This is a genomic window from Streptomyces sp. NBC_01689 (genome assembly GCF_036250675.1).
Taxonomy (GTDB): Bacteria; Actinomycetota; Actinomycetes; order Streptomycetales; family Streptomycetaceae; genus Streptomyces.
On record NZ_CP109592.1, the window covers coordinates 8,247,556 to 8,258,963 of the forward strand.

The following is an 11,408-nucleotide window of genomic DNA, read 5'->3' on the forward strand; positions in this document are numbered from 1 at the left end:
GCGAAAGAAGGCTGATCATGGCCCCATCGACGTCCAGCGCCATCACTCTGAACATCAATGGCGAGAAATACACGCTGCCCGTCGACCACCGCACCACCCTGCTCGACGCACTGCGCGAGCGTCTCGACCTGACGGGTACCAAGAAGGGCTGTGACCAGGGCCAGTGCGGTGCCTGCACGGTACTGCTCGACGGGCGCCGGGCCGTCTCCTGTCTGCAACTCGCCGTGGCCGCCGAAGGCCGCGCCATCACCACCATCGAAGGCGTGGCGGACGGGGAGCGGCTGCATCCGGTCCAGCAGGCCTTCCTCGACCTCGACGGCTACCAGTGCGGCTACTGCACACCGGGCCAGATCTGCTCGGCCCTCGGCGTGATCGAGGAGCACGCGGCGGGCTGGCCGAGCGCCGTGACCGCCGACGTACGGCCCGAGGCGGGTGTCCCGCCGCTCACCGCGGAGGAGATCCGTGAGCGGATGAGCGGCAACCTGTGCCGCTGCGGCGCGTACGTGTCGATCGTGCAGGCCGTCGCCCGCGCGGCCGGGGAGGGAACGGTCCGCGCGGGAGAGGTTTCTGCCACGTGGGCGCTCCCGGAACCGGGCGTCCCGGAACCGGGCGTCCCGGAACCGGGCGACCCCGAACCGGCCGTCCCCGAACGGGGCGTCGGCGAACCAGGCGTCCCGGAGACGGGAGCGGCCGAGGTGCCCGTCGCGGCCGGTCCGGGCGTCGAGGAGGTCGCCGCATGAGGGAGTTCGGCTACGAGCGCGTCTTCGACGTGTCCGGCGCGGTGGCTCTGCTGGGTGCCGACCCCGAGGCCCGGTGTCTCGGAGGCGGCACCAACCTCGTCGACCTGATGAAGAGTGGCGTGGAACGGCCGGGCCGCCTCGTCGACGTACGGGAACTCCCCCTGGACAGGATCGAGTTCATCCCGGGAGAAGGGCTGCGCGTCGGGGCGACCGTGACCAACAGCGATCTGGCCGCGCACCCCGAAGTACGGCGCCGCTACCCGGCGTTGGCGCAGGCGGTGCTGGCGGGTGCCTCCGGTCAGCTGCGCAACATGGCCACGGTCGGCGGGAACCTGCTCCAGCGCACCCGCTGCGGCTACTTCACCGATCTGGCGAAACCCTGCAACAAGCGTGTACCCGGCAGCGGTTGCCCCGCCGTTCAGGGCGAGCACCACAACCACGCCGTCCTGGGCGCCTCCGCGCACTGCGTCGCCACCCACCCCTCGGACATGGCGGTGGCCCTCACCGCCCTAGACGCCGTCGTCACGTACGAAACACTCGACGGGCCGGGGGAGTTGCCGCTGACGGAGTTCTACCTCCCGGTGGCCGACACCCCGCACCGGGAGACCGCCCTGCCGCCCGGCGCGCTGATCACCGGCGTCACCGTGCCCGACACCCCCGTCGCCGCGTGCTCCCACTACCGGAAGGTGCGTGAGCGCGCCTCGTACGCCTTCGCGATCGGGTCGGTCGCCGCCGCGCTCGATGTCCGCGACGGCGTGGTGCGCGAGGTGCGCCTCGCGTTCGGGGCGGTGGCGTCCCGGCCGTGGCGGGCCCGGGAGGCCGAACGGGCGCTGTCGGGGGGACCGGCGGACGCCGGGGCCTTCGCCGCCGCCGCGGACGCCGAACTGGCGGCGGCCGAACCGCTGCCCCACAACGGATACAAGGTGCCCCTCATGCGCAACCTCGTCGTGGCGACGCTGACCGGGCTCACCGAGGAGGCCGCCCGATGACCACGACGACCACGACGACCACGACGACCGCGACGACCACGACGGGCCCCACGGCCGCGGGGACGGCGGCCGTCGGCACCGCGCACACCCGGGTGGAGGGCCTGGCCAAGGTGACCGGTGCCGCCCGGTACGCGGGCGAGGTGCCCCATCCCGAACTCGCCCACGGCTGGCTCGTGCTGTCCACCGTGGCCCGGGGCCGTGTCCGCGCCGTGCGGTCCGCGCCCGTCCTCGCGATGCCGGGTGTCCTCGCCGTCCTGCACCACGAGAACGCCCCGCGCCTCAACTCCGCCTACACGAACGCCTTCGGTGTGCCCGACCCGATCGCGCAGGTCTTCCAGGGGGACCGGGTGCCCTACTCCGGCTGGCCGGTGGCCCTCGTCGTCGCCGGGACACCCGAGCAGGCGAGGGAGGCGGCCGAGGCACTCGTCGTCGAGTACGACGAGGAGCCGCACGACGTCGAGTTCACCGCCGGACTCCCCGGTGTGTACACGTCGGAGAGCGCCCCCGCCGAGACGAAGGGCGACCTGGAGGCCGAACTCGCCGCGTCCGCCGTCGTCGTGGACGCCGAGTACCGCACCCCGGAGGAGCACCACAGCCCCATGGAGCCGCACGCGGCACTCGCACGCTGGGACGGCGGCCGGCTCGAAGTGATCGACTCCAACCAGGGCAGCAGGTTCGTGGCGGACGAACTCGCGAAGCTCTTCTCGCTCGACCCCGGCTCGGTCCGGGTCCGGTCCGAACACGTCGGAGGCGGCTTCGGATCGAAGGGCACCCGCCCCCACTCCGTCGCCGCCGCGATGGCCGCGACCGTACTGCACCGCCCGGTCCGGGTCGTCATGACCCGGCGTCAGATGTTCTCCCTCGTCGGCTACCGCAGCCCCACGGCACAGCGGGTCAGGCTCGGCGCCGACGCGGACGGGCGGCTGCGCGCGGTCGAGCACCGGGCCGAGAGCCTCACCTCGACCGTCCACGAGTTCATCGAGCGCAGCGCCGAGTACGGGCGGGCGATGTACGGCTCCGACGCCCACCACTCGGTCAGCCGCGTCGTACGGCTCGACGTGCCGACCCCGAGCTGGATGCGGGCCCCGGGAGAGGCGCCCGGCTCCTTCGCGCTGGAGTCCGCGATGGACGAACTCGCGGAGAAGTGCGGCCTCGACCCGATCGAACTCCGGTTGCGCAACGAGCCGGACGTGGGTCCCGTCTCGGGACTGCCCTTCAGCAGCCGCAATCTCGTCCGTTGCTTCGAGGAGGGGGCCCGCAGGTTCGGCTGGGCCGGACGTGACCCGCGTCCGGGAGTCCGCCGCGAAGGCCGCTGGCTGCTCGGTACCGGCACGGCCGCGGCCACCTTCCCGATGCTGTCCGCCCCGTCCACGGCGGCTGTGACGGCGGAGCCCGACGGCACCTACACCGTACGGATCACCGCCTCTGACATCGGGACCGGAGCCCGCACCGCGCTCACCCTCGTCGCCGCGGACGCGCTGGAGACGGAGCCGGAACGGGTCCGGATGCGGATCGCGGACAGCGACTTCGGTCCGGCGATGATCGCCGGCGGCTCGATGGGCACCCGGTCCTGGTCCTGGGCGATCCGGGTCGCCGCGGACGAGCTGCGCGAGCGGCTGTCGCTGGGCGGCGCCGTCCCGCCGGAGGGCATCACGGCACGCTCGGACACCTCGCAGGCCGTCGGCGCGCTGCCGCCGATGGAACGGCACACCTTCGGGGCGCAGTTCGCCGAGGTCGCCGTGGACGTCACCAGCGGGGAGGTGCGGGTGCGCCGGATGCTCGGCGTCTTCGCCGCGGGCCGCATCGTCAACCCGCTGACCGCGCGCGGTCAGTTCGTCGGCGGAATGATCTGGGGCCTGTCCATGGCGCTGCACGAGGAGGCGGTCCGGGACCGGGCCACGGGCGGCCATGTCGGAGCCGACCTGGCCGGATACCACTTCGCGGCGCACGCCGACGTACCGCACGTCGAGGCGGACTGGGTGGACGACCCCGATCCGGACGACCCGGTCGGCATCAAGGGCATCGGGGAGATCGGGGTCGTCGGAGCCGCGGCGGCGATCGCCAACGCGGTCTGGCACGCGACCGGCGTGCGCCACCGGAACCTGCCGATCCGCCCCGACCGGGTCCTGCTCGCGGGGCTCGCCGGGGAAAGGGGGCCCGGTGCTTGACCTCGCCGACGAACTGCGCCGCTGGGCCGAGGAGGGCCGGGACTTCGCCGTCGCCACCGTCGTGAGTGTCGGCGGCAGCGCGCCGCGCGGTCCGGGCGCGGCCCTCGCCGTGGACGGTCACGGCACGGCCGTCGGCTCGGTCTCCGGGGGATGCGTCGAGGGCGCCGTGTACGACCTGTGCGTGCAGGCGCTGCGGGACGGCCGGACCGTGCTCGAACGGTTCGGACACAGCGACGCGGACGCCTTCGCGGTGGGGCTGACCTGCGGCGGTGTCATCGAGGTCCTGGTCACCCCGGTGCGCGCGGACGGGCCCGGCCGGAAGGTGTTCGAGGCGGCGCTCGGGGCGGCGGCCCGCGGCGAGCCGGCCGCCGTCGTCCGGGTGGCCCGGGGACCGGCCGGTCTGCTGGGCCGTGCGCTGCTCGTGCGCCCCGGCGAGACGTCCGGACCGGCGGTCGAGGGAGGCCTTGGAGGTCCCCCGGCGCTGGACGGCACCGCGGCGGACGAGGCCCGCGCCATGCTCACGGCGGGGCGCACCGGCACGGTCGGACTCTCCGAGGACGGTTCGCGGTGCCCCGGGGGTGTGACCCTGTTCGTGGAGTCCAGCGTGCCGCCGCCCCGTCTGATCGTCTTCGGCGCCGTCGACTTCGCCACCGCGCTGGTACGGGTCGGCAAGTTCCTCGGCTACCACGTGACCGTGTGCGACGCCCGCCCCGTCTTCGCCACCCGGGACCGCTTCCCGGAGGCGGACGACATCGTCGTCGACTGGCCGCACCGCTATCTGCGGCGCACCGGTACCGACGAGCGGACGGTCCTGTGCGTGCTCACCCACGACGCCAAGTTCGACGTACCGCTGCTGGAGGCGGCGCTGCGGATGCCCGCGGCCTTCATCGGGGCCATGGGGTCGCGCCGCACCCACGAGGACCGTGAGCGCCGGCTGCGCGAGGCCGGACTCACCGGGCGGGAGCTGTCCCGGCTGCGGTCCCCGATCGGGCTCGACCTCGGGGCCCGTACGCCCGAGGAGACCGCGCTGTCCATCGCCGCGGAGATCGTCGCGGCCCGTGAGGGCGGCACGGGCACTCCGCTGACCGGCTCGCGGACGCCGATCCACCGGGACGGGGGCGACGGCCCGTCCGACCGCGCGCCGGGCGCCCGCGAGGCCGCCTGACGAGCGGTGGCCGAACCCGGTCTCCCGGTCCCGGCGCGGTGTCCGACGCAGTCGAATGACGGAAGCGGGAACCGGCCGGGTCGGCCAGTGTGGAGGTACCGGAAGGAACCCGGCCGGTACGCCACGGAGACCGGCCCGGACAGGGAACTGGGAGGCTGGAATGGACACCATGCACGCGGTACGCGCCCATCGGCGGGGTGGCCCGGAGGTGCTGGCCCACGAGGTCGCTCCGCGCCCGGTTCCCGCCGCGGGCGAGGTGCTGGTCGAGGTGCGGTCCGCCTCCGTCACGCGGGGGGAACTGGACTGGGACGCCACCTGGACCGACAGCTTCGACGGCAGCGGCGCACCACGGCTGCCGATCGTGCCCTCCAAGGAGGTCTCGGGTGTCGTCGCCGCGCTCGGCTCCGGCGTGACGGAGTGGAACGTCGGCGACGAGGTGTTCGGGCTGATCCCGTTCACCCGGGACGGAGCGGCCGCGGAGTTCACCGCCGTGCCCGCGGCCGTGCTCGCCGCCCGGCCGGCGGCCCTCGACCACGACCACACGGCGGCGCTGCCCCTGGCCGGGCTCACCGCCTGGCAGGGGCTGGTCGTGCACGGCGGGCTGCGTGCCGGCACCCGTGTCCTCGTGCACGGCGGCGCGGGCGGGGTCGGTTCGATCGCGGTGCAGGTGGCCGCGGCCCTCGGTGCCTCGGTCACGGCGACGGCGAGTGCCGGGACCGCCGACTTCGTGCGGGGACTGGGCGCCGGGCATGTCGTCGACCACCGCGGCGAACGGTTCGAGGATCTGGTCGAGGACATGGACCTGGTCCTCGACACGGTCGGCGGCGACACCCAGGAACGCTCCTGGCGGGTGCTGCGGCCCGGCGGTCTGCTGGTGAGCGTCGTCGCGCCGCCCGACGCGGCCCGGGAGGGCGGCAGGTTCTTCGTGGTCGAACCGGACCGTGCCGGCCTGGAGGCGCTGGCCCGCATGGCCGACGCCGGGACGCTGGTCCCCCGGGTCGAGCGGGTCCTGCCGCTCACCCGGACCGCGGAGGCGTACGAGGCCCTGGAGAAGGGGCATCGCCGCGGCAAGATCGTCCTGCGCGTCGCCTGAGACGCGGCCCGGCGAAGTGACTCCGCGCGACCGTGGACCCGGGCTCGGCCGCGGCCGGCGTGTCCGGGCGGGTCGTGGCCGGTCGGGGGCCCGGGACGTGGCCTTGGGCGGTGAGCGGACCCGGGACGCGGCCGTCGGGTCAGGGACGCGGGCGTGGGTTCAGGAGCGCGGTCGCCGGCTCCGGAGTCGCGCCGGTAGCGGCTCGGAATTCGCTCAGGATTCGCCGGGCGCGGGGGAGGACGTCGCCGGGCGTGTGAGCCAGTCGTAGGCGGCGCGTGCCGTGAACTCGGCCTGGCCGCCGCGCACCAGCACGTCCGCCGTGCCGAACGCCGGATCGTCGGCCTGCGCGGCGACGTACGGGATCGCGAGGCACCGCATCCCGGCCGCGTGCGCGGCCGCGGCGCCGGGGGCGGCGTCCTCCAGGACCACGCAGTCCGCGGGCGCGGCCCCCAGGCGGGCGGCGGCCTCCAGGAAGACGTCGGGTGCGGGCTTGCCGTGGGCCACCTCGTCCGCCGAGACGACGGTCGCCAGGAAGGGAGCCAGGCCGGTTCCCGTCAGGATCGCCTCGATGGCCGCGGCCGAGGACCCCGAGGCCACCGCCATCGGGACCTTCGCGTCCGCCAGCAGTCCGACGAACGCGCGCATCTCCGGATAGACGTGCGTGGCGGCACGGGCCAGCTCCAGATAGCGCCGGTTCTTGTCGGCGAGCAGGACCTCCAGCGGGGCCCGCAGCCCGTAGCGCTCCTTCCAGAGGGCGAGCGTCTCCCGGGTGCTGATGCCCACGTACCGCTCGTGGTCGGCCCAGGTGAAGCCGGTGACGCCGTGCGCGGCGAGCATCTGCCGGCCGGCCTCGAAGTAGTTCGGCTCGCTGTCCACGAGAGTTCCGTCGAGATCGAAGATGACCGAGGTGCGGCCGAGAGCGCTCATGGGGTCCAGGATGCCAAGTCCCGGCCGGTCGGCGTGGACCGCTCCCGTCAGCCGTTCGGCGCCCGCCCGATCGACTCCACCAGCGGCAGCACCCGGTGCGGAACGCGTTCGCGCAGCGCCACCTCGGTACGGGTGCGGACGACGCCGGGCAGACTGATGAGCGACTGGACCACGTCCTCCAGGTGGGCGTTGTCGCGGGCCACCACCCGGGTCAGCAGATCGCCGCCGCCCGTGATCGAGAACGCCTCGATGATCTCCGGTACGGCGGCCAGCGCGTCGCCCACCTCGTCGAGCCGGCCCTGCGTGACCTCGATGTGCACGAAGGCCAGCACCGGGTGGCCGAGCGCGGCGGGGGAGAGCGAGGGGCCCGTGCCGGTGATCACCCCGTCCCGTTCCAGCCGGTCCAGACGGGCCTGCAGCGTGCCGCGGGCGACCCCGAGCATGCGGGCGTACTCACGCACGCTGGTACGCGGCTGCTCCAGGAGCAGCCGCAGGATCCGGGTGTCGAGCTCGTCCACGGCCATGGTGCGCCGGCCTCTCCTGCCGTCTGAGGTGATCTTCACCGACTGTACCGACGCCGCGGTGCCGCGCCGGACCGAGCGGTGACGGCGGGGGTGGCGGTTGCGGGGCACCCGGGTCCTCAGGGCCGCTGAGCCCCGTGTCGGTGTCAGGTGCCGGTCCGTCCGGTGGGTGTCGCGGACTCCACCTCTTCCCAGCCGACCACCGGGCCCCCGTCCCGGGACAGGACGTCCCCGGGGCCGGTGCCGTCGCGCCGGCCGGTCGCGCGGTCCGGGTGGCTGTCGTGGCTGTCGAGGGCGACGCGGACGCGTTCCGCGGGCAGACCGCGTTCGAGCAGGGCACGGGCGGTCTCCCGGACCGTCGCCGCGGGACCGCAGACGTAGGCCGTGGTGTTCCGCGGGGCGAACCGGGCCCCGTCGAGGAGGGCCGTGACGGCGCCGACGGGGCCTTCCCAGCCGGGACCGGGACGGTCGACGGTGACCGCGCAGTGCGGCGGGCCATGCGCCGCGGACCAGGCGTGCGTCTGCTGGGCGTAGAGGATGTCGTCCGGGGTGCGCGCACCGACCAGCACGTTCAGGTGTCCGTACAGCTGCGGGGCGGCGAGCGCGTCGAGGACCAGGGGGCGCAGCGGCGCCGGACCGAGTCCGGCCGCGACGACCAGCAGGTCGTGTCCCAGCGCCCGGTCGAGTTCCCAGCCGGTGCCGAACGGGCCGCGCAGGCCGACCCGGCCACCCGGCCGAAGGGCGCACAGCGCGGCCGAGACCGCGTCCGACGACCGGATCGTGAGGGCGATCTCGTGCCGGTCGATGCGGGACACCGGCACCGGGACGGTGCCCACCCCGAGGGCGTGCACCAGGGCGTAGCGGCCGGGCGTGAAGGGCGCGAGCAGCCCGGTGCCCGTCGGCGCGAGGGTCAGGGTGACCGTGTCGGCCGTCTCGTCGCGGGCCTGGGTCACCTGATAGGGGAGGGGAACGTCGTCCATGGCCGGCCTCCGCTGCCGTAGGGGCGTACCTCGTGCCCGCAGGAGGACTGTCCGGTCGCTCACCGGCGAGGCGCACCGGGCCGAGGGTGCTCCCTCCAGCGTGGACGCAGGAGCGGGCGGACACCACACCGCGTGGCGCACCGGACCGGGAACCGGGCGCGATGCCCCGCGCTCACCTGCGCGGCTTCCCCTCCCGGAGCGTCCGGGGGAGGCCTCCGGGGAGGGGTGCCCGCACTCCCGGACGCGGGAGGGGACCGCGTACGACCTCGCGGGGCGTGGGCCGTACCGGGAACCCGGGCCCCTGGGTCCGTACCCACCCCCACCGCCGTACCGCACCGACGGCGAGGCGGCGACGGTCGCGTCGACCGTCGCCGGACGCGTCCGCGGCCGCGGACAGGGCCGTTCGGCCCCGGCGGGGGACCTGCGGCCCCTGCACCGCGTGTCCTCCGGGACCGGAGGGTGGAGACGGAACGGTCCCGCCCGGTCCAGGAGAGGGAGACGATGCCCGGAAGCGCCACCGTGGGTCCCGAGGGCACGTCCGCGTGCCGGACCGACGCCGTCGTACGAGGTCCCGGGGGACGTGCCCGGCCCGTGACGGGCGCCGGGCCGGTCCCGGGCCGGGACGTCACCCTTCCGGCCCGGCAGCGGCCCGACGAGCCCCGGGCGGGTGGAGCGGGGAGCGGGAGGACGCGGCGGTGCGAGTGGGGGCCGTCCGGCGGCGTGACGTCGCGCGGAGAGGGAATCACCACCATGGTGGAAGGAGCCCGTCCCGCGGTCTCCGGCGCCGGGTTGCGGCACGACGGAAAACTCGTGAGGGTGGCCGTGCCGGCGTACGGCACGATCAGGTGCCCCGGCCGCGGCGCGGGCGGCGCAGGCGGAGACCGCCCGGAGAGCTGTGCCGGGCCCGGCGCGCGGCAGGACCCCGCCGGGTTCCGGCAGCCGCGGTCCGCGGGCCCCGCCGGGTCCGTCCACGGGACCCGCCCGCTCACGTCCGCCGGGGAAACCGCCGAGGGGACACCGGGCGGCCGGGCCGATTCCGTGGTCGTCCCCGATCGAGGCACGGGAAGGTGAGGATCTTGGAGCTTCCCCTCGTGGTGGGTGTCGACGGGTCCGGACCGAGCCTGCGCGCCGTCGACTGGGCGGCGGACGAGGCCGCGCTGCGGGGCGCCCCGCTGCGGCTCGTCAACGCCTCACTGTGGGAGCGCTACGAAGGAGTCTCCGCCGACGGAGCAGAGCGGCCCCCCGACCAGGCGCTCGCCGAGGACGCCGTCGACGCGGCCACCCGGCGGGCCCACGACCGGCGGCCCGACCTGCGGGTGTCGGCCGACGTCCTGCCCGACGACCCGGTGAGCGTCCTGCTGCACGAGGGCCACCGCGCCTGCGCGCTGGTCATCGGCTCCCGCGGACGCAACGGTCTCGTCGAGCTGCTGCTCGGTTCGGTGAGCCTCGCGGTGGCCGCCCGTGCCGACTGCCCCGTGATCGTGCTGCGCGGCGGCCGGGGAAGCCGGCCCGCGGCCCGGCGACAGCCGAACGGGCAGCGGCGGCGGATCGTCCTCGGGGTCGGTGACGGCCCGCACAGCTCCACGTCCGCGCGCTTCGCGCTCCAGGAGGCGCAGGCCCGCGGGGCCGTCCTGGAGGCGGTACGGGCCTGGCGCTGGCCCGGCCGGGAGCAGACGGACCAGCCGCCCGTCGAAGGGGAGCCCGCCCGGCTGCACGAGCGGCAGGCGATGGAGATCCTGGAGTCGGCGCTCGGCGGACCGGCGGCGGAGCATCCGTCGGTCCGGCTGCGCCTGCGTCCCGCCGAGGGACCCGCGCGCCGCGTACTGATGGCCGCCTCGGCCGACGCGGACCTGCTGGTGCTGGGCTCCGGACGGCTCCACGGGCACGCACACGTCGGGCTGCCGGTCGGCCGGGTCGCGCACGCCGTCCTGCACGGGTCCGACTGCCCGGTCGCCGTGGTCCCCGGCCGGGTGGCGGCACCATGACCGGCTCAGAGGCCCGCCGCGTGGTCGGGGACGTACGTCTGGAGATCCCGCGGCGGACGCTCGTACCCCGTCGAGGGCGGCCTGGGCGGCAGTTCGAGCACCGGCGGGGGCACCTCGTGGTATGGGACCGAGCCGAGCAGATGGGCGATCATGTTCAGCCGCGCGCGGCGCTTGTCGTCGCTCTCGACCACGAACCAGGGCGACTCGGAGAGATCGGTGTGCACCAGCATCTCGTCCTTCGCCCGGGAGTACGCCTCCCAGCGGGTGATCGACTCCAGGTCCATCGGGGAGAGCTTCCAGCGCCGCGTCGGGTCCTTCAGCCGGCGCCGGAACCGGTCCTGCTGCACGGCGTCGCTCACCGAGAACCAGTACTTGCGCAGCATGATCCCCTCCTCCACGAGCATGCGCTCGAAAAGAGGGCATTGACGCAGGAAGAGTTGGTACTCCTCCTTGGTGCAGAAACCCATGACGTGCTCGACCCCGGCCCGGTTGTACCAGCTCCGGTCGAACAGGACGATCTCCCCGGCGGCCGGCAGATGTTCGACGTACCGCTGGAAATACCACTGGGTGCGCTCGCGCTCGGTCGGCCGGGGCAGCGCCACGGTCCGTGCGACACGCGGATTGAGGTGCTCCGAGACCCTTTTGATCGTGCCGCCCTTGCCCGCCGCGTCACGCCCCTCGAAGATCACCACGAGCCGGGCGCCCTCGGCCCGCACCCACTCCTGGAGCTTCACCAGCTCCGTCTGGAGCCGCAGCAGTTCGCGCTCGTACACCGCCCCCGGCAACGACGCCGACGCCGTCCTCTTGCCGCCCATGCCTCCTCCTCTCCCCGCTGACCTG

Annotated in this window: 9 protein-coding genes and 1 pseudogene; 6 read left to right on the plus strand and 4 right to left on the minus strand. The window is 74.8% G+C overall.

Annotated features, from left to right (window positions below; translation table 11 throughout):
• Window positions 1–17: 17 nt before the first annotated feature.
• From OG776_RS35455 to OG776_RS35475, 5 genes and pseudogenes are all read left to right on the plus strand, one after another.
• Window positions 18–554 (plus strand): annotated as a pseudogene (locus OG776_RS35455) ((2Fe-2S)-binding protein); the annotation flags it as partial.
• A gap of 182 nt (window positions 555–736) precedes the next feature.
• The gene (locus OG776_RS35460; protein WP_329323151.1) at window positions 737–1,729 is read left to right on the plus strand and encodes an FAD binding domain-containing protein; all 993 of its coding nucleotides are present in this window, start codon (window positions 737–739) and stop codon (window positions 1,727–1,729) included.
• A complete protein-coding gene (locus OG776_RS35465; RefSeq protein WP_148008284.1) occupies window positions 1,726–3,897 on the plus strand; it encodes a xanthine dehydrogenase family protein molybdopterin-binding subunit in 2,172 nt (723 codons plus the stop codon). The genes OG776_RS35460 and OG776_RS35465 overlap by 4 nt, the downstream gene beginning before the upstream one ends.
• Window positions 3,890–5,062: an XdhC family protein gene (locus OG776_RS35470; protein ID WP_148008283.1), complete on the plus strand. Its 1,173-nt coding sequence runs from the start codon at window positions 3,890–3,892 to the stop codon at window positions 5,060–5,062. The genes OG776_RS35465 and OG776_RS35470 overlap by 8 nt, the downstream gene beginning before the upstream one ends.
• Before the next feature lie 160 nt (window positions 5,063–5,222).
• Window positions 5,223–6,155: an NADP-dependent oxidoreductase gene (locus tag OG776_RS35475; protein WP_222723779.1), complete on the plus strand. Its 933-nt coding sequence runs from the start codon at window positions 5,223–5,225 to the stop codon at window positions 6,153–6,155.
• A gap of 213 nt (window positions 6,156–6,368) precedes the next feature.
• Here the strand turns inward: OG776_RS35475 and OG776_RS35480 are convergent, their stop codons facing one another.
• The 3 genes from OG776_RS35480 to OG776_RS35490 all read right to left on the minus strand — a co-directional run bounded on the left by OG776_RS35480 (window position 6,369) and on the right by OG776_RS35490 (window position 8,583).
• Complete coding sequence (locus OG776_RS35480) at window positions 6,369–7,082, minus strand: HAD family hydrolase (protein WP_148008282.1); 714 nt, start codon at window positions 7,080–7,082, stop codon at window positions 6,369–6,371.
• A gap of 47 nt (window positions 7,083–7,129) precedes the next feature.
• On the minus strand, window positions 7,130–7,606 hold the full coding sequence (locus OG776_RS35485) for an Lrp/AsnC family transcriptional regulator (protein WP_148008281.1): 477 nt from the start codon (window positions 7,604–7,606) through the stop codon (window positions 7,130–7,132).
• A gap of 143 nt (window positions 7,607–7,749) precedes the next feature.
• Window positions 7,750–8,583 (minus strand): oxidoreductase, encoded by an 834-nt coding sequence (locus tag OG776_RS35490; RefSeq protein WP_329323152.1) that lies wholly within the window; start codon window positions 8,581–8,583, stop codon window positions 7,750–7,752.
• A 1,076-nt stretch (window positions 8,584–9,659) separates the two neighbouring features.
• Here OG776_RS35490 and OG776_RS35495 point away from each other — a divergent pair.
• Window positions 9,660–10,568 (plus strand): universal stress protein, encoded by a 909-nt coding sequence (locus OG776_RS35495; protein WP_261994455.1) that lies wholly within the window; start codon window positions 9,660–9,662, stop codon window positions 10,566–10,568.
• Window positions 10,569–10,573: 5 nt separating this feature from the next.
• On the opposite strand, the gene ppk2 is transcribed toward OG776_RS35495, so the two are convergent.
• The gene (gene ppk2 / locus OG776_RS35500) at window positions 10,574–11,383 is read right to left on the minus strand and encodes a polyphosphate kinase 2 (RefSeq protein WP_148008278.1); all 810 of its coding nucleotides are present in this window, start codon (window positions 11,381–11,383) and stop codon (window positions 10,574–10,576) included.
• Window positions 11,384–11,408: the final 25 nt, after the last annotated feature.

What these genes read in the sequence shown, in the direction of transcription:
- OG776_RS35460 (WP_329323151.1), top strand. Translation starts at nt 737, where the DNA reads ATGAGGGAGTTCGGCTACGAGCGCGTCTTCGACGTGTCCGGCGCGGTG.
- OG776_RS35465 (WP_148008284.1), top strand. Translation starts at nt 1,726, where the DNA reads ATGACCACGACGACCACGACGACCACGACGACCGCGACGACCACGACG.
- OG776_RS35475 (WP_222723779.1), top strand. Translation starts at nt 5,223, where the DNA reads ATGGACACCATGCACGCGGTACGCGCCCATCGGCGGGGTGGCCCGGAG.
- OG776_RS35480 (WP_148008282.1), bottom strand. Translation starts at nt 7,082, where the DNA reads ATGAGCGCTCTCGGCCGCACCTCGGTCATCTTCGATCTCGACGGAACT.
- OG776_RS35485 (WP_148008281.1), bottom strand. Translation starts at nt 7,606, where the DNA reads ATGGCCGTGGACGAGCTCGACACCCGGATCCTGCGGCTGCTCCTGGAG.
- OG776_RS35490 (WP_329323152.1), bottom strand. Translation starts at nt 8,583, where the DNA reads ATGGACGACGTTCCCCTCCCCTATCAGGTGACCCAGGCCCGCGACGAG.
- ppk2 (WP_148008278.1), bottom strand. Translation starts at nt 11,383, where the DNA reads ATGGGCGGCAAGAGGACGGCGTCGGCGTCGTTGCCGGGGGCGGTGTAC.